Annotated in this window: 25 protein-coding genes and 1 pseudogene; 7 read left to right on the top strand and 19 right to left on the bottom strand. The window is 67.4% G+C overall.

Annotated elements, in window-relative coordinates:
* Positions 1–966, top strand: a complete 966-nt coding sequence (locus AB4Z46_RS07595; RefSeq protein WP_442282877.1) for a PDR/VanB family oxidoreductase — start codon at positions 1–3, stop codon at positions 964–966.
* 28 nt (positions 967–994) lie between these two features.
* Here the strand turns inward: AB4Z46_RS07595 and AB4Z46_RS07600 are convergent, their stop codons facing one another.
* The 14 genes from AB4Z46_RS07600 to AB4Z46_RS07665 form a co-directional block, all read right to left on the bottom strand.
* The gene (locus tag AB4Z46_RS07600; protein ID WP_442282878.1) at positions 995–1,636 is read right to left on the bottom strand and encodes a TetR/AcrR family transcriptional regulator; all 642 of its coding nucleotides are present in this window, start codon (positions 1,634–1,636) and stop codon (positions 995–997) included.
* Positions 1,637–1,707: 71 nt separating this feature from the next.
* Positions 1,708–1,851 carry a hypothetical protein gene (locus AB4Z46_RS07605; protein ID WP_442282879.1) on the bottom strand — a complete coding sequence of 48 codons (144 nt, stop codon included), beginning with the start codon at positions 1,849–1,851 and terminating at the stop codon, positions 1,708–1,710.
* A gap of 90 nt (positions 1,852–1,941) precedes the next feature.
* Positions 1,942–3,222 carry a bifunctional O-acetylhomoserine aminocarboxypropyltransferase/cysteine synthase gene (locus AB4Z46_RS07610; RefSeq protein WP_442282880.1) on the bottom strand — a complete coding sequence of 427 codons (1,281 nt, stop codon included), beginning with the start codon at positions 3,220–3,222 and terminating at the stop codon, positions 1,942–1,944.
* 75 nt (positions 3,223–3,297) lie between these two features.
* Positions 3,298–4,266: a Bug family tripartite tricarboxylate transporter substrate binding protein gene (locus AB4Z46_RS07615; protein WP_442282881.1), complete on the bottom strand. Its 969-nt coding sequence runs from the start codon at positions 4,264–4,266 to the stop codon at positions 3,298–3,300.
* Between the two features lie 57 nt (positions 4,267–4,323).
* Complete coding sequence (locus AB4Z46_RS07620) at positions 4,324–5,793, bottom strand: aldehyde dehydrogenase family protein (protein WP_442282882.1); 1,470 nt, start codon at positions 5,791–5,793, stop codon at positions 4,324–4,326.
* A gap of 39 nt (positions 5,794–5,832) precedes the next feature.
* Complete coding sequence (locus tag AB4Z46_RS07625) at positions 5,833–7,023, bottom strand: iron-containing alcohol dehydrogenase family protein (RefSeq protein ID WP_442282883.1); 1,191 nt, start codon at positions 7,021–7,023, stop codon at positions 5,833–5,835.
* A gap of 1 nt (position 7,024) precedes the next feature.
* The gene (locus AB4Z46_RS07630) at positions 7,025–8,563 is read right to left on the bottom strand and encodes an AMP-binding protein (protein WP_442282884.1); all 1,539 of its coding nucleotides are present in this window, start codon (positions 8,561–8,563) and stop codon (positions 7,025–7,027) included.
* A 39-nt stretch (positions 8,564–8,602) separates the two neighbouring features.
* Positions 8,603–9,631, bottom strand: coding sequence for an NAD(P)H-dependent flavin oxidoreductase (locus tag AB4Z46_RS07635; protein WP_442282885.1), 1,029 nt, complete (start codon positions 9,629–9,631; stop codon positions 8,603–8,605).
* Between the two features lie 20 nt (positions 9,632–9,651).
* The gene (locus AB4Z46_RS07640; protein ID WP_442282886.1) at positions 9,652–10,464 is read right to left on the bottom strand and encodes an SDR family NAD(P)-dependent oxidoreductase; all 813 of its coding nucleotides are present in this window, start codon (positions 10,462–10,464) and stop codon (positions 9,652–9,654) included.
* A gap of 43 nt (positions 10,465–10,507) precedes the next feature.
* Complete coding sequence (locus tag AB4Z46_RS07645; protein ID WP_442282887.1) at positions 10,508–11,299, bottom strand: enoyl-CoA hydratase/isomerase family protein; 792 nt, start codon at positions 11,297–11,299, stop codon at positions 10,508–10,510.
* Positions 11,300–11,328: 29 nt separating this feature from the next.
* A complete protein-coding gene (locus AB4Z46_RS07650; RefSeq protein ID WP_442282888.1) occupies positions 11,329–12,471 on the bottom strand; it encodes a thiolase family protein in 1,143 nt (380 codons plus the stop codon).
* Entirely contained in the window at positions 12,468–12,866 is a 399-nt protein-coding gene (locus AB4Z46_RS07655) for a hypothetical protein (protein WP_442282889.1), read from the bottom strand. The genes AB4Z46_RS07650 and AB4Z46_RS07655 overlap by 4 nt, the downstream gene beginning before the upstream one ends.
* The gene (locus tag AB4Z46_RS07660) at positions 12,863–13,837 is read right to left on the bottom strand and encodes a Bug family tripartite tricarboxylate transporter substrate binding protein (RefSeq protein ID WP_442282890.1); all 975 of its coding nucleotides are present in this window, start codon (positions 13,835–13,837) and stop codon (positions 12,863–12,865) included. Before AB4Z46_RS07660 ends, AB4Z46_RS07655 begins: the two co-directional genes overlap by 4 nt.
* A 116-nt stretch (positions 13,838–13,953) precedes the next feature.
* The gene (locus AB4Z46_RS07665) at positions 13,954–14,646 is read right to left on the bottom strand and encodes a TetR/AcrR family transcriptional regulator (protein WP_442282891.1); all 693 of its coding nucleotides are present in this window, start codon (positions 14,644–14,646) and stop codon (positions 13,954–13,956) included.
* A 378-nt stretch (positions 14,647–15,024) separates the two neighbouring features.
* Here AB4Z46_RS07665 and AB4Z46_RS07670 point away from each other — a divergent pair, with 378 nt between their 5' ends.
* From AB4Z46_RS07670 to AB4Z46_RS07690, 5 genes are all read left to right on the top strand, one after another.
* Positions 15,025–15,768, top strand: coding sequence for a TraB/GumN family protein (locus AB4Z46_RS07670; RefSeq protein ID WP_442282892.1), 744 nt, complete (start codon positions 15,025–15,027; stop codon positions 15,766–15,768).
* A gap of 486 nt (positions 15,769–16,254) precedes the next feature.
* Positions 16,255–16,695: a substrate-binding domain-containing protein gene (locus tag AB4Z46_RS07675; protein WP_442282893.1), complete on the top strand. Its 441-nt coding sequence runs from the start codon at positions 16,255–16,257 to the stop codon at positions 16,693–16,695.
* A 214-nt stretch (positions 16,696–16,909) separates the two neighbouring features.
* On the top strand, positions 16,910–17,167 hold the full coding sequence (locus AB4Z46_RS07680; protein WP_286656933.1) for an SWIB/MDM2 domain-containing protein: 258 nt from the start codon (positions 16,910–16,912) through the stop codon (positions 17,165–17,167).
* A gap of 538 nt (positions 17,168–17,705) precedes the next feature.
* A complete protein-coding gene (locus tag AB4Z46_RS07685; RefSeq protein ID WP_442282894.1) occupies positions 17,706–18,125 on the top strand; it encodes a TfoX/Sxy family protein in 420 nt (139 codons plus the stop codon).
* Positions 18,126–18,250: 125 nt separating this feature from the next.
* Positions 18,251–18,541 (top strand): YciI family protein, encoded by a 291-nt coding sequence (locus tag AB4Z46_RS07690; protein ID WP_442282895.1) that lies wholly within the window; start codon positions 18,251–18,253, stop codon positions 18,539–18,541.
* Between the two features lie 464 nt (positions 18,542–19,005).
* On the opposite strand, the gene AB4Z46_RS07695 is transcribed toward AB4Z46_RS07690, so the two are convergent.
* Entirely contained in the window at positions 19,006–20,220 is a 1,215-nt protein-coding gene (locus AB4Z46_RS07695; protein WP_442282896.1) for an ABC transporter substrate-binding protein, read from the bottom strand.
* A gap of 632 nt (positions 20,221–20,852) precedes the next feature.
* On the opposite strand from AB4Z46_RS07695, the gene AB4Z46_RS07700 reads away from it, so the two are divergent.
* Positions 20,853–22,406, top strand: coding sequence for a long-chain-fatty-acid--CoA ligase (locus AB4Z46_RS07700; protein WP_442282897.1), 1,554 nt, complete (start codon positions 20,853–20,855; stop codon positions 22,404–22,406).
* Positions 22,407–22,490: 84 nt separating this feature from the next.
* On the opposite strand, the pseudogene AB4Z46_RS07705 reads toward AB4Z46_RS07700, so the two are convergent.
* The 4 genes and pseudogenes from AB4Z46_RS07705 to AB4Z46_RS07720 all read right to left on the bottom strand — a co-directional run.
* A pseudogene (locus AB4Z46_RS07705) lies at positions 22,491–22,712 on the bottom strand (phosphotransferase); the annotation flags it as partial.
* 43 nt (positions 22,713–22,755) lie between these two features.
* Positions 22,756–22,890: a hypothetical protein gene (locus AB4Z46_RS07710; protein WP_442282898.1), complete on the bottom strand. Its 135-nt coding sequence runs from the start codon at positions 22,888–22,890 to the stop codon at positions 22,756–22,758.
* Positions 22,887–23,696, bottom strand: coding sequence for an enoyl-CoA hydratase-related protein (locus AB4Z46_RS07715; RefSeq protein WP_442282899.1), 810 nt, complete (start codon positions 23,694–23,696; stop codon positions 22,887–22,889). The genes AB4Z46_RS07710 and AB4Z46_RS07715 overlap by 4 nt, the downstream gene beginning before the upstream one ends.
* 45 nt (positions 23,697–23,741) lie before the next feature.
* Entirely contained in the window at positions 23,742–23,903 is a 162-nt protein-coding gene (locus AB4Z46_RS07720) for a hypothetical protein (RefSeq protein WP_442282900.1), read from the bottom strand.
* Positions 23,904–23,971: the final 68 nt, after the last annotated feature.

Below are 23,971 nucleotides of genomic sequence, written 5' to 3' on the forward strand. Positions count from 1 at the left end.
ATGTCCGATCGCATCCTGACCGTCCGGGTCGCGCGCATCGCGCGCGAAACACCCGACATCCTCTCCTTCGAGCTGACGCATCCGCAGGGGCGTCCACTCCCCGACCACGCGGCCGGCGCGCACATCGACGTGCACCTGCCGGGTGGTTTCGTCCGCCAGTATTCGCTGGCCCGTGCGTCGGTGCAGGGCACCCGGAGCTACCTGATCGGCGTCAAGCGAGAAACCCAGGGCCGTGGCGGCTCCGCGTCCATGCACGCGCGTGTGCGGGAGGGCGATCTGCTGCCCGTCAGCGCGCCGCGGAACAATTTCCCCCTGCGCCGCGAAGCCGCCCACCATCTGCTGCTGGCGGGAGGCATCGGCCTGACGCCGATGCTCGCAATGGCGCAGAGCCTGCGCGCCCAAGGCGGCTCCTTCACGCTCTGCGTGTTCGCCCGCTCGCGTGAACACCTCGCATTCGCCGCCTCGCTCGGCGACCCGGCCCTGCGGCCCTTCGTCCGCTTGCACATCGATGAGGGAAAAGTCGATGAGCGCATCGACCTGCATGCGCTTCTCGCCGCCCAGGCACCCGGAACGCACGCCTACCTGTGCGGCCCCACCGGCTTCATGGCGGCGGTGCGCGATGCCGCTGCGGCCAGCCGATGGCCCGAAGAGCAGATGCATGCCGAGTACTTTGCGGCGCCTGCCGAATCCGCGCCGCTGGCCGGTCGCCCTTTCGCATTGCGCTTGACGCAGCGTGGCATCGACGTGCCCGTGGCGGCGGACCAGAGCGCCGTCGATGCGCTGCGGGCCATCGGCATCGACGTGCCGGTGTCGTGCGAGCAGGGCTTGTGCGGAACCTGCGTGGTCGAGGGCGAAGGCCAGGCGGCCGAGCATCGCGATTTCTGCCTCACCGGCGCGCAACGGCAGCACAAGGTGGCCCTTTGCTGCTCGCGCGCGAAGGGCGACGCCTTGGCGATCGCCCTCTGAAAAACCTGCGGCGCGGCCGGCCCGCCCTTCAGGCGAGGTCTTCCTCGGTCGGCGACAGGCCGCAGCCATGCAGCACGAAGGCAACCACCTCACGGGTGATGCGCGCCTGGTCGAGCGCCTCGCCGGCGCGCAGCCGCATCATGAAGCGGACCTGCACGTCGAAGTCGGCGTAGTGCTGCGTGACCGCCCAGATGTGCATCAGGAAAAGCCATGGATCGAGTGGGCGAATCTTTCCTTCCTCGATCCAGCGCGTCAGCGTCTGAATGGCTTGACCGGCGCGTGTCCGCGGTTGCGTCAGGATGCTGTGCAGCACTTCCGCGCCGCTGATCAGCTCGTTGGCGAACATCTTCGACAGCAGGGGCTGGCGGAACGAGAACTCCAGCTTGCGCTTCACATAGGAGGCCAGCACCCGTGCAGGGTCGCCGTCGCGCTCATTGAAGGATTCGCGGCTCCACTCGCTCACGACCATCTGCAGCAGGTCGACATAAAGCGCCTCCTTGCTCTCGATGTAGTAGTGCAACTGCGCCTTGGACAATTGAGCCCGTTCGGCGATGGACTGTGTCGTCGCACCGCGCAGTCCGTGCAGGGCGAACTCCTCGATGGCAGCCTGCCTGATGGCCTCCTGAATCTCCGGTCGCGATCGCTTGGTTGTTTTTTTTTCGTTGACCATGGCGCTCCATCGCAGTGTGTCACTCGCCCAATGGTAACTTCGGGTTGGCTTTGCTACGCCTGCCGCCGGACCTAATTGCCCGCGTTCGAGTAGCGCTCGACCTGGCAGGCGAAGCTGCCGGGCTGCGTCGAACAGGCCGTGGGCTGGCCCGGCGGCGCGGTGCCCGCGCAGCCGGCCGCCAGGCACAGAAGCATCGCGATCGCAATCCTGAACATGCTGGCTCCTCGCAGGTATTGACCTCGACGCAGGTTAGCAGGTGCGGCCGCGCGCGCAAGCGCTGGGCACACGCCCGAGGGCTCGCGGGCCTACGCGCGGGAAGCCGCCTCCAGCGCCTGCGAGAGGTCGGCGAGGATGTCGTCGCTGTGCTCGATGCCGATCGACAGCCGAACCATGTCGCGCGGCACGCCGGCCTTCTCGAGCTCTTCGTCGTTGAGCTGGCGATGCGTCGTCGAGGCCGGATGGCACGCCAGCGACTTGGCGTCGCCGATGTTCACCAGCCGCACCACCAGCTGGAGCGCATCGATGAAGCGCGCGCCCGCCTCCTGTCCGCCCTTGATGCCGAAGGAGAGGATCGACGCCGGCCGGCCGTCGGTGTATCGCACTGCCAGCGCGTGTTCCGGATGGTCGGGCAGGCCTGCGTACTTGACCCAGGCCACCTGAGGGTGCGTGCTCAGGTAGCGGGCGACCTTCAGCGCGTTCTCCGTATGGCGCTCCATGCGAAGCGCCAGCGTCTCCAGGCCCTGGAGGATCAGGAAGGCGTTGAACGGCGACAGCGCCGCGCCCGTGTTGCGCAGCGGCACCACGCGGCAGCGCCCGATGAACGCCGCCGCCCCGAAGGCCTCGGTGTAGGTGACGCCGTGGTACGAAGGGTCGGGCGTGTTGAGCAGCGGAAAGCGCTCCTTGTGCTGCGCCCACGGAAACTTCCCCGAATCGACGACGATGCCGCCGATGCTGGTGCCGTGACCGCCGATGTACTTGGTCAGCGAGTGCACCACGATGTCCGCGCCGTGCTCGAACGGCCGGCACAGGATGGGCGTGGCGACCGTGTTGTCCACGATGAGCGGAACGCCGTGGCGATGCGCGGCGTCGGCCAGGGCCTGGAGATCGACGATGTTGCCCGCCGGGTTGCCGATCGACTCGCAGAAGACCGCCTTGGTCCTGTCGTCGATGAGCGCCTCCAGCGCGGCGATGTCGTCATGCGCGGCGAAGCGCGTCTGGATGCCGAAGCGCGGCATCGTGTGTGCCAGCAGGTTGTAGGTGCCGCCATAGAGCTTGGCGACGGAAACGATGTTGTCGCCGGCCTCGGCCACCGTCTGGATCGCATAGGTGATGGCCGCCATGCCCGACGCCACGGCCAGCCCGCCGACCCCGCCCTCCAGCGCGGCCACGCGCTCCTCGAGCACGGCGTTGGTGGGATTCATGATGCGGGTGTAGATGTTGCCCGCCACCTTCAGGTCGAACAGGTCCGCGCCGTGCTGCGTGTCGTCGAACGCGTAGGAGCTGGTCTGGTAGATCGGCACCGCGACCGCCTTGGTCGTCGGGTCGGGGCTGTAGCCGGCATGGATGGCCAGGGTCTCGAGTTTCATTGGCTTTCTTCTTTCGTTTGGGGGTCGGAAACAGCCGATGTTAGTGGCAAGGTCTGCCCGCCCTGGGTCACCCCTTCAGTCCAGCCTGAGCCCAGCCTTGACCACGGTGCGCTCGACCCGGCCGCGCTCCTTCTCCAGGTGCGCAGCGAAGGCCTGAGGGCCCAGCGCGGCGATCCGGCTGCCACGCTTCTCGATGGTTTCCACATAGCGCGGGCTTCGCGCGCCGCGCTCCACCGCCTTGACCAGCGCCGCGCTCACGGCCGGCGGCATGTTGGGCGGGCCCACCACGCCCAGCCAGGACGAAGCAACGAAATCCGGATAGATCTCGGACAGTGTGGGCACCCCCGGGAACTGCGGCAGCCGCTCGTTGCCGGCGGCCGCCAGCACTTTCAACTGCCCGGCCTGCACCTGCGACGCCACCGCGCCCAGGCTGTCGATCATGAAGTCGACCCGCCCGGCCACCAGGTCGCCGGTCGATTGCGCGCCGCCGCGGTAGGGCACGTGCACCGCCTTGATGCCGGCGAACACCTGCAGCATCTCGCCGGCGATGTGCATCGTCGTCCCCATGCCGGGCGAAGCGAAGCTGAGCATGCCGTCGTTGGCCTTGCCCCAGGCCACCAGCTCGGGAACGCTCTTGAACTTCGATGCGGCCGGCACCACGAACACGAAGGGGCTTTCGTTGACCAGGCTGATGAGCGTGAACTTCGTCCTGGGATCGAAACCGGGCGACTTCTGCGTCAACGGATTCACCACCAGCTGGCCGGGCGAAGCCAGCATGACGGTGTAGCCGTCGGGCTGCGCGCGCGCCAGTTCGGCGGTGGCGATGTTGCCGCCGGCGCCCGTGCGGTTGTCGACCACCACCGCCTGGCCCAGCGCCTGGCTCATCTCCTCGGCGATCTGCCGGGCGGTGATATCGGTGATGCCGCCGGCGGCGAAGCCGACGATCATCCGCAACGGCCGGCTGGGGTAGTCGGTGCCGCCCCCCGGAGCGGCGAAGGCGGTGGTCATGCCGAAGGCGAGCCATAGGATGGCGATGAGTTTCATGGTTTGTCTCCTGTCGTTGGGATCTTCTGCGCCTGGCACGGGCCAGACCGCTGCGGTTCAGCGCACCGAGAAGCGCACGTTCTTCACCTGCGTGTTCTCCAGGATCGCGTCGATGCCGCGCTCCTTGCCCAGGCCCGATTCCTTGAATCCGCCGAAGGGCGCATCGGCGGTCGCCTTGATCGGGTTGTTGATTGCGATGTTCCCGATCTTCAGCGCCTGCGCCATGCGCATGGCGCGGCCCGCATCGCGCGTGTAGACCACGCCCGCCAGCCCGAAGCGGCTGTCGTTGGCGATGCGGGCCGCCTGGTCCTCACCCTCGAAGCGGATCACGGCCTGGGCCGGCCCGAAGATCTCGTCCTGTGCCACCCGCATGTCGTTGCGCGCCTGGGTGAACAGCGTGGGCGGCACGAAGTAGCCTTCGCGCAGCTCGTCGCGACCCGAGAGATCGACCAGCGATTCCGGCGCCGCCTGCTCGTCGCGACCGATCCCGATGTAGCGGTTCACGCGATCGAACTGCGCGCGGCTGACCAGCGGCCCCATCTCGGTCGCGGGATCTTCCGGCAGGCCGATGCGGATGGCGCGGTACGCCTGGCGCAGCTTGTCTACAAAAGCGTCGGCCACCGGCGCCTCGACCAGCAGCCGGGTGCAGGCGACACAGATCTGCCCGGTGTTCTTCGTCACGTCCTGCAGCGCAACGCCGACGGCCGCGTCGAGGTCGGCATCGGCGAACACGATCAGCGGCGACTTGCCGCCGAGCTCCAGCGTGACCCGTTTCACGCGCTCGGCGGCGCTGCGGTAGATCGCCTTGCCGGTGGCCGTGCCGCCGGTGAACGAAATCTTCTCCACGAGCGGGTGGTCCACCAGCGCCTGCCCCACGGTGGCGCCCGGCCCGTGCACGATGTTGATCACGCCGGGCGGGAATCCGGCCTCCAGCACCGCGGCGCCCAGTTCGACGCTCGACAGCGGCGTGATCTCCGACGCCTTGATCACCGCCGTGTTGCCGGCGGCGAGCACCGGCATCAGCTTGCTGATGGTCAGGGTCAGCGGGTAGTTCCACGGCAGGATCAGCGCCACCACGCCGAAGGGCTCGCGCAGCGTGAAGTTGATCACCGAGGTGTCCGCCACGTTCAAGGTCTGGCCACCGATGCCTTGCGACACGCCGGCCACGTAGTCGATGCCGTCCAGCATGGTGGCGAGCGAGGCGCGCGTCAGTGTGATCGGGCGGCCCACGTTCCAGGTCTCGAGCCAGGCGAGTTGCTCGAGGCGGCGTTCCAGCGCATCGGACAGCTTGCGCAGCAGGCGGCTTCGCTCGCGCGCCGAGGTCTTGCCCCAGTGGGTATCGAAGGCGCGCTGCGCCGCCCGCACCGCCGCGTCGACGTCGCTGGTATCGGCCTCGCTGACCGCAGCCAGCGGCGTGCCCTTGCTCGGGTTTTCCACGGCGAAGCTGCGGCCGCTTGCGCCCGCGCGTTCCTCGCCGTCGATCAGCAAGGGATAGATGCCGTTGCGCAGGATGGCTTCGGTGGGCATGGTGTCTCCAGTTCGTATGTCGGTTGAGTTGTTCGAGCGCTACCACATGGCGTCGTAGAGCGCGACGATGTCGCCGCGCGCCATCGGCCGGCCGTTGAGCCGCACCGAGGCATTGGCTTGCGCCACGTCGTAGACCGTCGCGAGCGCATCGCGCGCCACGCCGAGCTGCGCGAGCGAGCGCGGCAGGCCCGCCAGGTCGCGCAGCATGCACACGCGCTCGATGAGCGCCTCGGCCATCGAGGCCTCGCCCGCTGCAGAGGCCACCAGGCCGCAGGCCGCGGCCACCTGCGCGTAGCGCGCCGACATCGTCGCCATGTTGAAGCGCATCAGCGGCTCGCAGACCACCGCCAGCACGTGACCGTGCGGCACCGAAACCAGCGCCTCCAGCGGCGTGCACAGGCCATGGATGCCGTCGACGCCGCGCAGGCTGATGGCCACGCCCGCGAGGTAGCTGGCCAGCAGCATGTCCGCGCGCGCATCGACGTCGTCAGGCCGCGCCAGCACCGCCGGCAGCGAAGCGAACGAGCGCGCGAGCGCCGTGAGCGCCAGCGCATCGCCGACGGGGTGGGTCGCGCGATTGGTGGCCGCGCCCAGAGCGTGCATGACGACGTCGAAGCCGGTGCTGGCGGTGATGCCGGGGGGCGTGCTGAGCGTCAGCAGCGGATCGAGCGCCACCCATTGCGGCCGGCATCGGCGGCTGCGCAGCACATGCTTGCGGCCATCGGCATCCTTGACCAGCGCCGCCGTCGTGCTTTCGCTGCCGGTGCCGGCGGTGGTCGGCACGGCGGCGAAAGGCGGTGCGTCGCGCAGGATGCGCGCATCGCCCTCGCGCAGCACCTCGGCCAGCGGGGCATCGCTGCACAACCGGGCGACCAGCACCTTGCAGACATCGATCACGCTGCCGCCACCGAATGCGATCAGGCCGTCGCACGCGGACTGGCTCCAGTGCGAATGAGCCTGCGCGACGTCGTCGATCGTCGGATTCGCGGCCACGCCGTCGTACAGCGCGGGCGCCATGCCTGCCGCCCGCAGTCCGTCGAGCACCGGCGAGACGAGGCCGCTCGCCACCAGGCCCGCATCGCTGACCACCAGCGGCCGGCGCAGGCCGCGCGAGGCGGCCCAGGCAGGCAGGCCTTCGACGCTGCCGGGGCCGAACACGGCTTCCCCCGGCCAGGAGAGCGCGAAGCGTCCAGGCTCGGTGCCGAAGAACGAAGGTGCGGACGGCGACATCTCAGATGCTCCGTCCGGCACGTTCCCAATGCGGGGCGCGCAGCCGGTTCTTGAAGACCTTGCCCATGCCTTCGCGCGGCAACGCGTCGTGGAACTCGACCAGGCGGGGCACCTTGTACCCGGCCACCCGCGCGCGCAGCCATTCGCGCACCTCGGCCTCGGTGATCCGGCTGCCCGGCGCGCGCACCACGGCGGCGGCCACCGCCTCGCCGTACTCGCTGTCGGGGACGCCGAAGACGGCGCAGTCGGCCACTTCCGGGTTCGCGACCAGCGCATGCTCGATCTCGGCCGGGTAGATGTTCACGCCGCCGGAGATCACCATGTCGCGCTTGCGGTCGGTGACGTAGAGATAGCCCTCGGCGTCCAGATGGCCGACGTCGCCGTTGGTGATGTAGCCGTCGCGCTCGATCGCGCGGCGTTGCGCTTCGTTGTGGCGATAGGTGAAAGGCAGCGCGTTGTCGCCGGTGTTCACGTAGATCTCGCCGACCGCGTTCGGCGGCAGCTCGCGGCCCTCGTCGTCGAGGATGCGGATCGAGGTGCCGGGGAAGGGCCTGCCCGCGGTACCCGGGCGCTCCAGCCATTGCGCGGCCGTGACGAAGGTGACCAGTCCGGCTTCGGTCGAGCCGTAGGTCTCGTTCACGATCGGGCCCCACCAGTCGATGATCGCGCGCCGCACCTCGGGCGCGCAGGGCGAGCCGCCGTGCGTCACGTTCTCGAGCGAAGAGACGTCATGCGCGCGCCGCAGCGCCTCGGGCAGCTTCAGCAGGCGCACCAGCATCACCGGCACCATGGACAGGTGCGTGATGCGATGGCGCTCGATGGTGCACAGCAGTTGCTCGGCGTCGAAGCGCGGCAGCACCACGATCTCCTCGGCCAGCTCCAGCGCGACGCGCGCCGCCGCATTGGGTCCGGCGTGGTACAGCGGGCCGACGACCGCGGTGCGCATGCCTGCGCGCGCCTGGCTCGCCATCGCGCGGATGCGCAGCGAGCCCTCGTGCTGCCGCGGCGTTCCCGGCAGGCGCATCACGGCCTTGGGCCGTCCGGTGGTGCCCGAGGTGTACAGCATGCTGCCCACCGAGGGCACCGGCGGCGCGGTGGCGGGCTCGAAGCCGTCGCGCCATGGCGCCCAGGAGAGGCTGCCGGGCGGCAGCGCCGGCACGGTGTCGCGCGCACCGTAGAGCGCCTCGATCTCGACCGGCGTCGGCACCACCAGCACCTGGAGCCCGGGCGGAACGGCATCGGCAACGTTCGGCCACAGGTCGGCGTGCACGACGAAGGCCTTGGCCCCGCTGTCGCGCAGGATGAAGCCGGCCTCTTCGGCCTGGAAGTGCCAGTTGACCGCGACCAGGTGCACGCCGAGCCGCCCGAGCGCGAGCATCAGTTCGAGATACGGCAGGTCGTTGCGCAGCATGACGGCCACGGCGTCGCCGGGCTGCAGGCCCAGCGACGCGAACCCGGTCGCGGCACGATCGGCGTTCTCGCGCAGCTGCGCGCCTTCGAGTCGGCGTTCGCCGCAGTGGATGATCAGGTTGCTGTTCATGTCGGGAGGAATTCGTTGAGAGGATTGCGTGTGTCGCGTTCACGCGCCCGCCGCGGGTGCGAGGGTCGCCAGGCGTGCGGCGCTGTCGGCCGCCTCGGCCATCAGGCGCCGCATCACGCAGCGCGCCGGCTCGACGACATCGGCGAAACCGACCGCAGGGCCCATGGAGAGCAGGCCGGTGTCCCAGTCGCCCTGGGTATAGCCATGGTCGCGCCCCAGTCGCCCGGTGGCCAGCGCGCCGAAATCGGCGTACTGGCTCGCGCCGGCCGATTCCATGCGGCGGGTCTCGCGCACGGTCGCGTTGTGCAGCACGCGCCAGGGATTGCCGGTGTTGCGCAGTGCCAGCGTCGAGGCTTCGGCAGGCTGTGCCGCCAGATGGCGCTTGTAGTCGTCATGGGCCCAGACCTCTTCGCAGACCAGGAAGCGCGTGCCCATCAGCACCGCGTCGGCGCCAAGCGCCAGCGCCGCCGCGATCTGCCGGCCGCTGCCGATACCACCGCCCAGCGCGAGCGGAATGTGCAGTTGCCGCAGCGCCAGTCCACCCAGCACGAACGCCGACAGTTCGTTAGTGCCGGGGTGGCCGCCCGCCTCCGCGCCGACCAGCGCGACCGCATCGGCGCCCGCGTCCTGGGCCTTCAGCGCGTGCTCGACGAACGCGGACTTGTGGATGACGATGCCGCCGCGGTCGTGGATACGTTCGAACAAGGGGCCTGGCGATGCGCCCACCGTCTCGAAATGGCGCACGCCCTCCTCCAGTGCGAGATCGATCCAGGCGTGCATGGACGCGTTCTCCGATGCGCGGCGCGACTGCGTCAGGTTCACGCCGAAGGCACGGCCGCCGGTCAGCGCCGCACAGTCGCGCAGCGCCGCGCGAAAGGCGACCAGGTCGGGGAACGAGCGCGGCGTCATGAAGGCCATCGCGCCCGCGTTCACCAGCGCCGCCACATAGCGGGCGTCGGACAGCCACATCAGGCCGCCGCCCAGCACCGGGTGGCGAATCCCGAAGAGCTCGGTGATCCGGGTGCGGAAGACGGCCGGGCTCCAGGCCGGGTCTTCGGGTGCCTGCATGCGGCTTGCGGACAGGCTGCTCACAGCATCACGAAGCCACCACTGACCCCGATGCTCTGGCCGGTGATGTAGGCCGCGCGGTCGGAGGCCAGCAGGCACACCATGCCCGACACGTCCTCGGGTCGCGCCAGCCGCCCCAGGCCGCGCCCGATCGGATAGGCATTGAGCATCTTGCCCAGCCGCTCGTTGTTCTCGGGCGTCGCGTCGGGGTTCAGCGCGCCTTCCTTGATGCCCTCGTGCGAGACCGCACCCAGCGCGATGACGTTGACATTGATGCAGTCGCGTCCATGCTCCTGCGCGATGGCTTTGGCGAACCCCAGCATCGCCGCCTTCGCGCCCGAATACACCGCCAGCCGCGCCTCGCCGGCCCGGCCGGCCTCCGACATGATGTTGACGATCTTGCCGTGGCGCCGCGCCTTCATGCCGGGCAGCACCGCCTTGCAGCAGTGCATCATGCCGTAGAAATTCAGGCCGATGATGCGGTCCCAGCCCTCGTGCGAGGTGTCGAGGAACAGCGGCGCGGCGCCGCCCTTCTCGCGCCGCTCGACCAGCACGCCGGCGTTGTTGACGAGGATGTCGATGGCTCCGAGCGCCTGCTCGGCCCGTGCCACCGCCGCCTCGACCTCATCCTCCTTCGTGATGTCGGCCACCGCCGCGAAGGCGCTTCCGCCCGCGGCTTCGATCTCCGCCACGACCGCGCGCGCACGTTCGGCGAAGAGGTCGTTGACCGCCACCTTCGCACCTTCGGCCGCCAGGTCGAGGCAGATGCGCCGGCCGACGCCCTGGCCGCCGCCGGTGACGAATGCCACCTTGTTCTCGAGATTCAGATCCATGGATTTCCTTGATGGTTTTTCGTGTGTGCGCGGCACCGCCGGCTCACAGGCCGCGGAACACCGGCTTGCGTTTCTCGACGAAGGCGCGCATGCCTTCCTTGCGGTCTTCGCTGGCGATCACGAGCGCCGCGGCATAGCGTTCGTATTCCAGGCCGGCGTCGATGCCGACCTGCAGGCCGAGATCGATCGCGTGCTTGATGTGGCGCAGCGCGAGTGGCGCATTGCCGGCCATGCGCGCGGCCATGGCCATGGCGGTGGGCAGCAGCTCTTCCGCAGCGACGACCTGGTTCACCAGGCCGATCGCCAGCGCGCGTTCGGCGTCGATGTGATCGCCCGTGAGCATCAGTTCCTTGGCCACGCCGACACCCACCAGCCGGGGCAGGCGCTGCGTGCCGCCTGCCGCCGGCAGCACGCCGATCCGCGCTTCGGGCAAACCCAGGCGCGCGCCGTGCGCGGCGATTCGCACGTCGCAGCAAAGCGCGATCTCCAGACCGCCGCCCAAGGCCACGCCGTTGATGGCCGCGATGACCGGCTTCTCGAATTGCTCGATGGCACGAAAGAGCTCGTGCGTCGTCTTCTGCCGCAGGTGGTACTGGGCCTGCGGCGTGACCTGTCCCGCGCGTTCCTTGATGTCGGCGCCGGCGCAGAAGGCCTTGTCGCCGGCGCCGGTGATCACCACGCAGCGCACGGATTCGTCGTTGCGCACCTGCTCGAACAGCGCGTGCGCGAGGTCGGCCTTCATGCTGCCGCCGATCGAGTTCATGCGTTCGGGGCGGTTCAGCCGGATCAGTGCGACGCCGTCGACGACTTCATAGAGAAGGGTTTCATAGCTCATGAGAGATTCCAATGAAGGTGAGAACCGGATCAGGCGCGGCCGAGCACGTGGGCAACCGCCACGGAACCGAGACCGATCATGTGGGCCAGGCCCAGGCGCGCCCCGGGGTGCTGGCGGTCCTGCGCTTCGCCGCGCAGTTGCCGCACGATTTCCGCCACCTGGCCGACACCGGTCGGCCCCAGCGGGTGGCCCATGCCGATCAATCCGCCCGAAGGATTGATGGCGCATTCGCCGCCGATGCGCGAGGCGCCGCGCGCGAGGTAGGCGGCACCCTCTCCCGTTTCGCACACGCCCACGGCCTCGCTGTAGAGAAGCTCCTCGATGGAAAAGGCATCGTGCAGCTCGACGATGTCGAGTTCGCGTGCACCGACGCCGGCCTGCGCCAGCGCAGCGGCGGACGACTTTCGCACCAGCTCGACCAACGCCGGCGCGTCCTGCGCCAGCTCTTCGCTGCTCGCGACCGAGGACAGCACGCGCACCGCGCGCGACCGGTTCAGGCCGAGGCGCCGCATGGCGTCGTCGGAAACCACGATGGCCGCCGCCGCACCCTCGCCACGCGGGCAGCACTGCATGCCGGTCAGGTCGCCGGCGATGCGCGGCGATGCCAGCACCTGCTCCAGCGTGCGCGGCTTCCTGAATTGCGCATAGGGATTCAGCGCCGCGTTGCCGTGGTTCTTGACCGCGACCTGCGCCAGGTCTTCGAGACTCCAGCCCCGCTCCCGCATGCAGCGCCGCGCGAGGAGCGCGAACTTCACCAGCGGGACGTTGGCGGTCGGGCTGAGCGGCGCCAAGCCATCCTTGAGCACCGCGCGGCGGCCGTCGCCGAACTTGTCCACGCCCACGGCGAGCGCCACGTCGCGCTCGCCCGAGGCCACCTGCTGGCAGGCCAGCCGGAAGGCCGTCGACCCCGAGGCCGAAGCGTTCTCGACCTGCGCCACTTCCAGTCCGGTGGAGCCCAGGTGCCGCAGCATCACGCGTCCGGCCGCCATGCCCAGCGCGGCCGTGCCGACAAAGGCACTCTGCACCTGGGGCCAGGCCAGGCCCGCATCGTCCAAGGCGGCACGCACCGCCACGAGGCCGAGTTCCACGTAAGGGGTCTCGGTCGGAAACTGGTAGGCGTGCATGCCGATGCCGATGACGTGCACCGCGCGTTGCGTCAGGAGCGCGCTCATCGCACGGCCTCCACGTCGCAGGGCCTGAAGACCCAGCCGCCGCCCGCCGTCGTCTCTGACCAGGCCGGCGAGATCGCCATGCCCAGCGTCAACCGATCCTCGTTCGCGACGTCGAGCAGAACCTCTTCCACCACGCCGGGGCACAGCGCCACCTCGCCGATCACACAGGGCACTTCAAGGCCCGGGGCGAGCGGCGCGTGCACGGTGACGAAGTTGCGCAAGCGCACGGCGCCCATGCAGTCGACTTCTTCCAGCTCTCCGCGCGTCGCACCGCAGTGGCGGCAGCCCGGCACATGCGCCGGAAAGCTGTGGCCCCCGCATCGCGTGCAACGTGCGGCCTGCAACACGCGCTCGCACCGGGCGGCGGCTGCCTGTTCGGTCACCGGCGCCGTCATTCGATCGACATCCCGGTCTGCTGCACCAGCAGGCGCGCTTCATTGCGCTCGCGCGCCAGGTCCTTGCCGAAGGCCTCGGGCGTGCTGCCCTTGGTCGTGGTGCCCAGGTCCTCGAAGCGCGCGGCGACCGCCGGCACCTTCATCGCGTCGGCAAAGGCCGCGTGCAGTTTCTGCACCACTTCCTTCGGCGTGCCGGCCGGCGCGACGATCCCGAGCCAGGTCGTGACGTTGAAATCAGGCACGCCGGATTCGGCAACCGTCGGCACGTTGGGCAGGTCGGCCGCGCGGGTGGCGCCGGTCACCGCGAGTGCGCGCAGGCGGCCGTCGCGGATCAACGGCCAGGTGGTCGAACGGCTGTCGGGCATGAAGTCCAGCAGGCCGGCCAGCAGATCGTTGATGGCCGGGCCGCTGCCCTTGTAGGGCACGTGGATCAGCTTGACCTTGGCCGCCATCTCCAGGGTCGCGCCGGCCACATGCATGGAGCTGCCGTTGCCGGCCGTGCCATAGGACAGCTTGCCCGGATTCTGCTGCGCCTTGGCGATGAGTTCGCGCATCGACTTGACCGGCGACGAGGCATGCACCACGACCACCATCGGGCTCTCGGTCAACTGGGTGACCGGCACGAAGGCCTTGGCCGGGTCGACCGACACGTGCTTGTAGAGATAGGGATTCAGCACCAGCGGACCCGGATTCCCGAGCAGCAAGGTGTAGCCGTCGGGCTCGGCGCGCGCCACGACCTCGTTGGCGATGTTGCCGTTGGCGCCCGGCCGGTTGTCGATGACGATCGGCTGGCCGAGCCGCTTCTGCAGCTCGGGCTGCAGCAGGCGCGCCACGATGTCGGATGCGCCGCCGGGCGCGAAGCCCACCACCAGCTTGATCGGCTTGGTGGGGTAGTCGCCGGCCTGCGCCAGCGTCGCCAGACTCGCTGTGGCAGCGGCGATCAGGCAGGTCCTGAGCCATCGAATGGGCATGAGAGTGTCTCCTTCAAGTCAAGAATCGGTCAGTGGAAATCGGTCGCCATGCGGCGGCCCGCCCTGCGTCGGTCACGCAGTTCGCAGGTCGCGACGGCAAAGGGGGACGGGTGCCGCTAGGCGCGCGGCGTCGGCATCAGCAGCCGCGCAACGAGGCTGTCCTTCAGCGCCTGGATGGCCACGGCGATGTGGCTGGTCGTCGGATGCAGCATCGACTGGGTGCGCAGGCCGCGCACGGTGGCGATCAGCAGCTGCGCCTCGTTCGCGGGATGAATCTCGGGACGGATCTGGCCCGCCTTCTGCCCGGCCTCGATCTGACGGGCGATGGCCCGGTGCCAGCGTGCGCTGATGGCGGCGAAGGTCGGGCGGATGTGAGGCGCCGGGCCGATGGATTCGAGCATCAGCACAAAGAAGGCGCGCGAACTCACGGGCGGATCGTCCATGCCTTCGAGGTAGCAGTCGATCTCGCAGAAGATCGCGTCGAGGCCGGACAGGCCCTTGAGCCGGACCAGAAGTCGCTCCCGGTGGGCGCTGGCGATGTGCTTGATCAGCTCTTCGAGCAGGCGATCCTTGGTGCCGAAGCGATGCTGCACCAGGCCGCGGCTGTAGCCGGCCTCGATGCCCGTGGCTTCGAGCGTGGTCTGCGTGTAGCCCCGGGTGGCGATCAGTCGCGTGGCGGCCTCGAGCAGCCGGCGATCCGATTCGGCCACGCGCTCGGCCTGGGTTCGACGCGCGCGCTTTTCCGGAACCGGAACCACGTCGCGCTCCAGGCCGCGCGAATCAATTTCTACTGGGGAAGAAGAAGCCATGCGGCGATGATATTTACTTGCGGTACCGATTGCAAGTATTTTTGCGAAGGAATGCCGCGCCATTGCGCTGGCGTGTTTCAGTGTTGTGGATTCCGGAATAACTTGGCGGGAATGACAAGATATGCCGGAACGAAAAATGACAAGATATGCCGGAAAAGGCGCGTCGGTTGTCGACATCTCGCTTGAGCGTCGGACTCTAAATCCGCAGGTCGAGTGTTCGAGTCACTCAGGGCCCACCACCAACAAGCCTGCATGGGCATTAGAAATGCCTGCTATCAAATAGATAGCATTATTTTTTCGTTGAGGCGCCCAAACGCGCCCATGTAGCCACCATGTAGCCGTCGGTACATGGGTTTCCGCCTCCGGAGATCGCCAACCATGCTTTACGAGCTCGTCGGAACGAACGCCCGAATCCTGGGCACGATGCATCGAGTGCCGCCCAACCAGCCGCGCTGGATCGGCCCAACAAAGAACGCTCTGGCGTGGGCGGACGAGCTGTGGGTAGAGATGCTGCTGAAGCATGGACCGTCCTTGGCAAAGCCAACTTCCCCCCACCGCGCAGACGCTTTGCCTGCAGACCTGCAGACGAAGATCGGATCCTTCTGGCCCACCGCTCTCCTTGGAGCGCTGGAAGCTGCAAACCTCCCCTCGGTATGGCTCGTGACTTCCGGGCTTGATGTCGCAATGGACGAGGGCGTCGAGTTTCTCGCCGAGCAGATCGCGGCGAATGGCGGGAAAACGATCTCGGAGCTTGAAGACCTCGGCAGCTTGATCCAAGCCTTTGACGGCGTGCCGCTCGCCGACTTCGAGCACCTCATTCGCGCCAGGCTGAAACGGACGCCGCAGGAAAAGGCCAAGTTCGAGAAGTTCTACCGAAGCTGGCGAGCTCACAACGTTCCGGGAATGACCGCCTTGATGCGTTCGGACATCCTGCCGTCGGTGCGCAAGGCCATGTTCGACAGCCGCAACACCCACTGGGCGCCAACAATCGCCGCTGCAGCGCGGACACCGAAAAACGCCCTGTTCCTAGTGGGGGCCGGACATCTCTGCGGCGAAGGGAACGTGCTGGAGCTTCTCGCGCGGGATTTCGGCCTGGAGGCGCGCCGCCTTCCGTTCCAGTGACCTAGCCCTGAGGGCTCTTCCTCAGTCGGCACGGGGCCACTCCATGCCCCTAAAATTTGTTGAGCGCTGTTGAGGACCCTGCTGCTGCTCCCTCCGTCGATAGGGAAAGCGCAACGAATCCGGTTCAATAACCAGTTGAACCACAGCAAGTCGCAGCAATGCCAACTAGTGCCGGATGGCGCCACCCTCGGCCATTTGCTACTGCTACTCTCGCTACAGTTGCTGGGCGGGCCATTCGCTAAGGGCGGAAGATGGGAAGCCCCTTGCAAAATACGTCAACGCGTTGCTGAAACGCGGCCCGCGGGTGCGAGACGGCTCGACGTTCTGGGCCCAGGCACATTGCAGCCAGCACAACGCCCTCATTGACCGGATAGAGAACGTGGCGGACGTGCCTTGGGACCAGCAAGTCCAGCAGGCGGAGCAAGGCAAGGCGGTGCGCAACCAGCAGGCCCAGGTCAACACAGGCGACTCCCACCGCGCAACCAGGTGCGCCCAGCTCGCGGCCGAGCGCGCGAAGATCGAGAGCCGATACGCGCGCACCGCGACTATCTGCGACGCAACGGCAAGCCGCTACGGCCGGAAGACCTCCGCGCACACCTGTTGGTGGGTAGCGACCAGGAAAACGACCTGCGTCGCCACGTCGTGGCGATGGGCATCGCGTCGGGTACGCTGCGCTTCGGCCTGCGCAGCGACGACCTGATGGCGCAACGGGCCGCTGTGCGCGCTGGCCTGGGCGTGGGTTTCATCAACGAGTACCTGATGCGCTCCGAACCCAAGGTGCAGCCGCTGCTGCCGACGCTGAAGCTGCCGCGTTTCCCCATTTGGCTCACCGTGCACCGCGAGATCCGAACCAGCCCACGCATTCGGGCGGTGTACGAATTTCTGGCTGAGCAAGTGCCGGCGGCCTTGTCTGCGGTGAGTTCGTGAGCGCGAGTCAGCCGCAGGTCTTCGACTTACGAGACCGGGATCGAGGCCGAGCCACGGCCAGAGACTCAGTTCGGCCAACATCGGACCTTCATGCCTGCCTTCCAATTTGCCAAGAACTGACCGACGGACATGACCCACAGCCGCCGTTCGGAGCCGCGCCCAGCGAAACCTTTTGGGGGGCGCTCGTAGAATTCACCGCTTTGCCGAGACAAACATGACCACTGCCAAGAAGCAAACGGCGTTCACGCGCCCCCTGACACCCAGCGTCGAGCTCGCAGCCGTCATTGGCTCCGCACCCCAGCCTCGAACCGAGGTCACCAAGCTGCTGTGGGACTACATCAAGCTGAACAACCTCCAAAACCCAGCGAACAAGCGCAATATCCTTTGTGATGCCAAGCTTCAAGCGGTGATGGGCAAGCCCGAGGTGACGATGTTCGAAATGTCGGGTCTCGTTGGGAAGCACCTGTCCTGAAGAGCGTTGCCGACCGCACGCAGCCGGCTCCGGCCGGCCAAAACCGGACGGACACAGGTGACGCGAAATCTAAGCCCACGAGCGTCGCTGACCTTGACGCGCCCCATCGCGACCCGCTTGTCCTCTGGTTGGCGTTCAACCCGTAGCCGTTGTCCTCATCGGTGGTCCAAGTTTCGAAGCTACGTTTGCCGGTGAGAAACTGCACAAAGCCGACAGCAGCCTGAGAGGTTTCATCCGCAGCAACGCATGGCCCGGCCGAAACTTGGTGGTCACGGTAGCGGCAGGATGCGGCCAACAGTCGTCAGCGGCCAAAAGCGCACCCTCGTCGCAGGCTCACAACGACGCCATCGTGAGCGTGTGCGCACTGACCGAGATGGGGACAACAATCGGCCAACTCAGGACCTTCCGACCTCGGTCAGAATTTCGCTCCGAACCACTCTTCTTTCCTACGCGCCATGAGCCCTTGGTTATCGGTCCGCCAGCACTTCCTCATGGCACGGGGCACAAAACGGTGAAGCTGGCCGAAGAACTCCCCGAAGTGTTCGAGCGCTTCGGCCGTGTGTCAGCCCGCCGCATGTTCGGCGGCCACGGCATCTTCCACGAGGGGCGCATGTTCGGCCTGGTGAGCGGCGAGCGCCTGTACCTCAAGACCGACGAGGAGAGCCGAGCGACGTTCGAGGCGAAGGGGCTCGCGCCCTTCGAGTACATGCGCTCGGGCAAGCTGACGCCGACCTCGTACGTGGAAGCGCCGCCCGAAATCTATGAAGACCGCGAGGAAGCGGCACGCTGGGCCCGCCTGGCCTGGGAGGCCGTCCTGCGCAAGGGCGGCGCGGCAGCGCGACAGAAGCCGGCTGCCGGGAAGCCTGCTGCGACGAAGGTGCCTCAGAAGAAGCCGGCCGCGAAGAAGGCGTCAGTGGCAAAGGTCGCTACGAAGAAGCGCTCCGGCGCAAACCGCTGACCCGCTGTGCCTGCTGCTCAGGTGTTTTGGGGCAAAACTGACCATCGTCGGTCGTGTGGCAAAGTTCGGCCACCAGCAGAAGTTCGCGTGCGCCACCCCATTTCCAATCTAGGAACGAGGTCCCCATGTTCATTGTTACTCTGACGTACATCCGTCCGCTCGAGGAGCTTGACGAGCTCATGTCCCAGCACGTCGGCTGGTTGAAGAAGCACTACGACAGCGGCCTCTTCATCGCGTCAGGACGGCAGGTGCCCCGCAAAGGCGGCGTGATACTCGCGCGCTCAGGCAACCGACAAGAACTCGACGCAATTTTGGAGCAAGACCCCTTTGCAAAGAGCGGATGCGCTCGCGTGGACGTTATCGAATTCACACCGAGCATGACCGCACCGGGTGCAGAAGTGTTGAAGGAAATCTAGGCGAGAGCGTGCAGATTTCGCGGCGCTTGCACCCCAATGACTTGAGCTTGCGATGTGCCTTGCGACCGACGGCACCCGGCCAGAAGCCGACTTAGACTGGTGTCGCGCAACTTATGTGGAGAAGGCTCACGTTGCTTCAACGCCTCCCGCTCATCGCGACCCCTTGGTGCCTGCTTTGGGCGCACGCCTCCTTTGCAGAGGTGGACAAGTCGCCTGACAAGTTGTGGCCTCTCATGGGGCGCTCTGACGCGAGTGTTCAACGCCAGGCGGAACTGAAGCCTCGGCGTCTGCGTGGCATGCCCCACGCCGCTGGCAGACAAGTCTTCGCTGCCATTCATTCGACCTGAGAATCAAGTCCCATTTCGTCCGCGCAACAGGGTCAAGTCCAAAGAGATCAACAGCGGACGATCCCGCATCAATCCGAACATCGGTTGTCTCCTGATGGTTCCTCGATCTTCAAACGACTACTTCACGGCAATCGACTCGCCGAGAGGCTCGAATTCCTTGCCGTTGAACTGCACAAGTTGCAACGTGTTGAACGGGAAATAGTCGGCGTTCGAGTTGGTCAGTGCGATGCCTGGCAGCAGCATGCCGGTGCGCATGTTCTTCAGCGTGGTCGCCTGCTTGAGCACGTTCTCGCGCGTCAGGTTGTCGCCCGAGGCCTTGAGTACGGTCTCCATGGCCTGGGCCACGCCGTAACCATAGACGCCGGCGGCGTTGTTCACGTCCTCGTCGGGCGCGTACTTCTTCATGAAGGCCAGAAACTCCTGCGTGGCCGGGTCGTTGGCCCAGCGCTGTTGGGCGGCATCCTTGAAGAAGGCCATGGCCATGATGCCCTTGGATTTCTCCAGGCCCGCGGGCTCCAGCGTCATCTTCACGTAGGCCGACACGTAGGTCAGGTATTGCTGCTTCGGCTTCCAACCGATGTCCCAGGCTTTGCGGATGGCCTGTGCGGCAAAACGCGCCGTCGCGAAGTTGACGAATACGTCGGCGCCCGAGGACTGCAGCTTGATGATCTGCGAATCGACCGTCGGATCAGCCACTTCGAAAGAGGCCTCGGCCACCACCATCGAGGCCTTGTCGCCGAGCCCCTTCTTCAGGCCTTTGAGAAGGTCCTTGCCGAAATCGTCGTTCTGGTAGAGCACGGCGATCTTCGCGTTGGGCATGGTCTTGAGGATGTTCCTCGCGTAGAGGCTGCCCTCACCCTCGTAGCTCGGCATGTACGGCGTGGTCCATGGGTAGGCCTTGGGATCATTGAAGCGGTCTGCACCCACGCCGAGGAACAGGTGCGGCACTTTCTTCGCGTTCATGTAGCGCTGGATCGCCGAGTTCGATGCCGACCCCAGGTTCCCGTACACCGCGAGCACTTCGTCCTGTTCCACCAGCTTGCGCACCACCTCCGTAGTGCGTGGCGGCGAGTACTGGTCGTCGTAGCTGATCAGCGTGACCTTGCGGCCATTGATGCCGCCCTTGTCATTGACCATCTTGAAATAGGCTTCATTGACCTTGCCGACAATGCCGTACGACGAGACCGGGCCGCTGTACGGCATCGCCATGCCAAGCTTGATCTCGGTGTCGGACGCGCCGACGTCGTACTTCTTCTGCGCAAAGGCCGCACCGGCGGCGGTCAAGAGGAGGGCTGCGCCGCCCAGGGCGGCCATTCGAACGAAAGAGGTCATGGAAGCTCCAATGGAAAGAGAAGAGGGGAAACAGGTACGCATCACAGGCGGTCAGTCGCCCAGCACCTTGCCGAAAGGCTCATGGCGCTACCGTTGAAGCGCACCAGCTGCATGCGCTCGATCGGAGCGACGCCGCGACGGGCGAAGAGCAAGAAGAGTGACACGTGTCATGGTGGACTTGTCTCCGTCGTTCTCGTGAGTGGGAAGTTGCCGGCCGCTGGCCTCTGACCCGACCTCGTGCGGCGTTCGGGCTGGATGGTAGGCAGCCCCCTCTTCGCATCACATCGTCGGAACGGACGATTGAGAGCGCTCGAGGGTTACCCCTAGCATGAGTCCACGCAGGAGACATCCGCGCCGCCATCGCACCGTCCAGCAACTGCACGTTCCGCGCGGCTGACGCGCGCCCTCTCGCCGAATCGAAGGTCAGCCACATGGACCTCAGCCTCGGCCCCGCCAGAACTCGCCGACAAGGCGCTGCACCGCAAGAAGTGGTGGGCACCGCGCTCAGCAGGGCACCATGGCCAGGTCGCGGGCCAGACCCGCATCAGATCCCGTCGCTTTCGACGATGCAGGCGCGGTCGCTTCCCATCCATACTCGGCGCACAACGACGATTCGACGGAGACCGCAGTCCATGGACCTGACCCAGCCCCTGCACAAAGCCTTGCAGGAACGCCCGAATGCCACCGCCCTCGTGTGCGGCGAGCGCCGCCATACCTTTGCCCAGTTCGTTGACCGCGTGGCGCGGCTCGCGGCCGTGCTGCAATCGCTCGGCCTCCAGCCGGGCGACCGCGTGGGCCTGCTGGCCCTGAACTCCGACCGCTACGTAGAATTCCTCTACGCCGCCTGGTGGGCGGGCGGCGTGATCAACCCGGTCAACATCCGCTGGAGTGCGCGCGAAGTCGCGTACTCGCTGGACGATTGCGACACCCGCATCCTGCTGGCCGATGCGCACTTCGGTGGCCTCGCGCAGCAGCAGCGCGGACTCTCGCGCTCGCTCAAGACGCTGGTGCACTTCGGCGACGGCCCCGCGCCCGAGGGCATGGCCGACGCCGAGGCGCTGATGGCGCAGGCGCAGGCCGTGCCCGACGCCCGGCGCGGCGGCGCCGACCTGGCCGCCGTGATGTATACCGGCGGCACCACCGGCCTGCCCAAGGGCGTCATGCTGACGCACGGCAACCTCTACGCTGGCCAGCTCTCGGCCAACATAGCCGCCACGCGCCCGCCCGAAGCCGTGGGCCTGTGCATGGCGCCGATGTTCCACGTGGGCGGCACCAGCCTCACGCTGCAACTGATGATGCGGCTGTGCACGCAGGTCATCATCCCGGCCTTCGATGAAGTGAAGGTGCTGGAAGCGATCCAGAACGAGCGCGCCAGCGAGACCTTCATGGTGCCCACCATGCTCAAGCGGCTCATCGAACATCCGCGTTTCGCAGAGTTCGACACCACCAGCATGCAACTGGTGCTCTACGGCGCCGCCCCCATCGACGACGCCCTGCTGTTGCACGCCATCGAGAAGTTGCCGCGCGCCGGCTTCTGCCAGCTCTACGGCATGACCGAGCTGTCGCCCGTGGTCAGCGTGCTGCCCGCGTGGTGCCATCTCCCCGACCAGCCGGCCGCGCGCCGACGCTCGGCGGGCCGGCCGGTGCCCATCGCCGAGGTTCGCATCGTCGATGCCGAAGGCCGCCCCGTGCCCAATGGGACTGTCGGCGAGATCGCCGCGCGCGGGCCGATGGTGATGGCCGGCTACTGGAACAAGTCCGAGCAGACCGCCGAGGTGCTGCGCGACGGCTGGATGCACACCGGCGACGGCGGCGTCATGGACGCCGACGGATTCGTCTACGTGGTGGACCGGCTCAAGGACATGATCGTGAGCGGCGGCGAAAACATCTACTCGGCCGAGGTCGAGAACGCGATCACGCAACTGCCGCAGGTCTCGATGTGCGCCGTGGTCGGCGTGCCCGACGACCAGTGGGGCGAGCGCGTGCACGCGGTGGTGGTGCTGCGCGAGGGCACGACGCTGGACGCACAGGCCCTGGTGGCCCACTGCAAGACACAGATCGCAGGCTACAAGTGCCCGCGCAGCGTGGAGTTCCGCGGCGAGATTCCCCTTTCGCCGGCAGGCAAGATGCTCAAGTACAAGCTTCGCGAGCCGCACTGGGAAGGTCGCAGCCGCAAGGTGGCATGACATAGAGCTCGCCCCCGGGTCGCGCGCACTGCGTGTCGCGCTCCCACCCCCCGCCGGGGGCAGTCCTTCATGGCATCTAGTCGATCAGGGCTGCGGCCCGGCGCGCGAATCCGGCGGCCTGCGCGCCGACCTGCTGCGCGTCCTGGGCGGCCGCGCTCCCGCTCTTCGCGCGTGCCGCGATGGGTGGAACATGAGATTGCCAAAGCGGAAGTCGCCGTGCGCGATGGTGGTCCGGTCGTCCGGCGGGATGTTCGCGGGCAGCCATTCGACGAGGCGATCGATGTTGGCGTCCGCGCGGGTGCGCGAAGCGTCCCATTGCCAGGTCCACCGCGTGCAGGCGGGCCAGCGTCTAGGCCATCGCGAAGTAGTACGCGCGACGCTCGGCGAAAGCGATGCCGGGCAGCGCGTGCCGCAGATGCTCGTGCAGCCGTTCGGGGTCGAACTCGAGATCCGGCGACGCGGCCGGAAAAGCGGCTTGGCTCACGGCAGGCGGAAAACGGGGTCGCGCTTCTCCATGAATGCCGCGACGCCTTCGGCGAATTCCGGACGGTCGATCAGTTCGCGCTGGCGCTCCGCTTCATAGCGCATCTGCCCAACCAGCGACTGGCTCGCGGCCGATTCGTGCACGGCGCGGATCTCGCGCGCCGCGTGCGCGGGCAGGCGCGCAAGCCGCTGCGCGACAGCCACGGCCTGCGTGCGCAGTTCGGCATCGTCCACGCAGGACCATACGAGACCCCATTGCGCGGCCTGCTCGCCCGACAGGCGTTCGCCGAGCAGCGACATGCCGACGGCGCGCGCCCGGCCCACGAGCCGTTCCAGGAACCAGGTGGTGCCGAGGTCGGGCACGATGCCCAGGCGCGGCATGAAGGGCAAATAGAAGTACGCCGAGCGCGCCACCAGCACCACATCGGCCGCCAGCGCCAGGCCCACGCCGGCGCCTGCGACGGCACCGTTGACGGCGCTCACCACCGGAAAGGGGAGGCTGCGCAGGTCTTCGATGAGACGATTCGACAGCGCCTCCATCGCGTCCGCCGTGTGCTGGCCCAGGCTGCCGGATTCGGTCGCGCCCATACTGCCGAGGTCGGCACCGACGCAGAAGGACTTGCCCACACCGGTCAGCACCACGGCGCGCACCTTGCCTTCCTCGTGCAATTGCGCGAGCCGCTCGCGCAGCGCCTGCTGCAGCGGCATGGTGAGCGGGTTGAGCCGCTTCGGGATGTTGAGGCTGAGGATCGCGACGTCGCCGTCGCGCTCGTACAGGAGGGATTCCGAGTGGTCAGTCTGGCTCATGGCGCGGGGTGCTCCGAAAGGCATGGATCGTCGTGGTTCATCGGTTCACTTCATGCTCAGCGCGGGTCCGACCGGGTCGAATTCCACGCCGTTGAAGCGATCGGGCTGCATCGACGCGTAGGCGTGCAGGTCTGTGGCGGAGTTGGCCATCACCGCGCGGGGCAGCAGCATGGCGATCGCGCCGTGCACCAGCACCGGAACGGGCACATCGGCTGGCGCGTACCGTCTCGACCGCACAACCGCCGGGCGCCAGACAACCCGCCAGCCGTTGCAGC

It is taken from the genome of Variovorax sp. M-6 (assembly GCF_052114385.1).
In the GTDB taxonomy this organism is placed as follows: Bacteria; Pseudomonadota; Gammaproteobacteria; order Burkholderiales; family Burkholderiaceae_C; genus Variovorax.

What these genes read in the sequence shown, in the direction of transcription:
- AB4Z46_RS07635 (WP_442282885.1), bottom strand. Translation starts at nt 9,631, where the DNA reads ATGCAGGCACCCGAAGACCCGGCCTGGAGCCCGGCCGTCTTCCGCACC.
- AB4Z46_RS07630 (WP_442282884.1), bottom strand. Translation starts at nt 8,563, where the DNA reads ATGAACAGCAACCTGATCATCCACTGCGGCGAACGCCGACTCGAAGGC.
- AB4Z46_RS07610 (WP_442282880.1), bottom strand. Translation starts at nt 3,222, where the DNA reads ATGAAACTCGAGACCCTGGCCATCCATGCCGGCTACAGCCCCGACCCG.
- AB4Z46_RS07660 (WP_442282890.1), bottom strand. Translation starts at nt 13,837, where the DNA reads ATGCCCATTCGATGGCTCAGGACCTGCCTGATCGCCGCTGCCACAGCG.
- AB4Z46_RS07665 (WP_442282891.1), bottom strand. Translation starts at nt 14,646, where the DNA reads ATGGCTTCTTCTTCCCCAGTAGAAATTGATTCGCGCGGCCTGGAGCGC.
- AB4Z46_RS07645 (WP_442282887.1), bottom strand. Translation starts at nt 11,299, where the DNA reads ATGAGCTATGAAACCCTTCTCTATGAAGTCGTCGACGGCGTCGCACTG.
- AB4Z46_RS07620 (WP_442282882.1), bottom strand. Translation starts at nt 5,793, where the DNA reads ATGCCCACCGAAGCCATCCTGCGCAACGGCATCTATCCCTTGCTGATC.
- AB4Z46_RS07715 (WP_442282899.1), bottom strand. Translation starts at nt 23,696, where the DNA reads ATGAGCCAGACTGACCACTCGGAATCCCTCCTGTACGAGCGCGACGGC.
- AB4Z46_RS07655 (WP_442282889.1), bottom strand. Translation starts at nt 12,866, where the DNA reads ATGACGGCGCCGGTGACCGAACAGGCAGCCGCCGCCCGGTGCGAGCGC.
- AB4Z46_RS07670 (WP_442282892.1), top strand. Translation starts at nt 15,025, where the DNA reads ATGCTTTACGAGCTCGTCGGAACGAACGCCCGAATCCTGGGCACGATG.
- AB4Z46_RS07640 (WP_442282886.1), bottom strand. Translation starts at nt 10,464, where the DNA reads ATGGATCTGAATCTCGAGAACAAGGTGGCATTCGTCACCGGCGGCGGC.
- AB4Z46_RS07700 (WP_442282897.1), top strand. Translation starts at nt 20,853, where the DNA reads ATGGACCTGACCCAGCCCCTGCACAAAGCCTTGCAGGAACGCCCGAAT.
- AB4Z46_RS07600 (WP_442282878.1), bottom strand. Translation starts at nt 1,636, where the DNA reads ATGGTCAACGAAAAAAAAACAACCAAGCGATCGCGACCGGAGATTCAG.
- AB4Z46_RS07695 (WP_442282896.1), bottom strand. Translation starts at nt 20,220, where the DNA reads ATGACCTCTTTCGTTCGAATGGCCGCCCTGGGCGGCGCAGCCCTCCTC.
- AB4Z46_RS07605 (WP_442282879.1), bottom strand. Translation starts at nt 1,851, where the DNA reads ATGTTCAGGATTGCGATCGCGATGCTTCTGTGCCTGGCGGCCGGCTGC.
- AB4Z46_RS07650 (WP_442282888.1), bottom strand. Translation starts at nt 12,471, where the DNA reads ATGAGCGCGCTCCTGACGCAACGCGCGGTGCACGTCATCGGCATCGGC.
- AB4Z46_RS07680 (WP_286656933.1), top strand. Translation starts at nt 16,910, where the DNA reads ATGACCACTGCCAAGAAGCAAACGGCGTTCACGCGCCCCCTGACACCC.
- AB4Z46_RS07690 (WP_442282895.1), top strand. Translation starts at nt 18,251, where the DNA reads ATGTTCATTGTTACTCTGACGTACATCCGTCCGCTCGAGGAGCTTGAC.
- AB4Z46_RS07625 (WP_442282883.1), bottom strand. Translation starts at nt 7,023, where the DNA reads ATGTCGCCGTCCGCACCTTCGTTCTTCGGCACCGAGCCTGGACGCTTC.
- AB4Z46_RS07615 (WP_442282881.1), bottom strand. Translation starts at nt 4,266, where the DNA reads ATGAAACTCATCGCCATCCTATGGCTCGCCTTCGGCATGACCACCGCC.
- AB4Z46_RS07595 (WP_442282877.1), top strand. Translation starts at nt 1, where the DNA reads ATGTCCGATCGCATCCTGACCGTCCGGGTCGCGCGCATCGCGCGCGAA.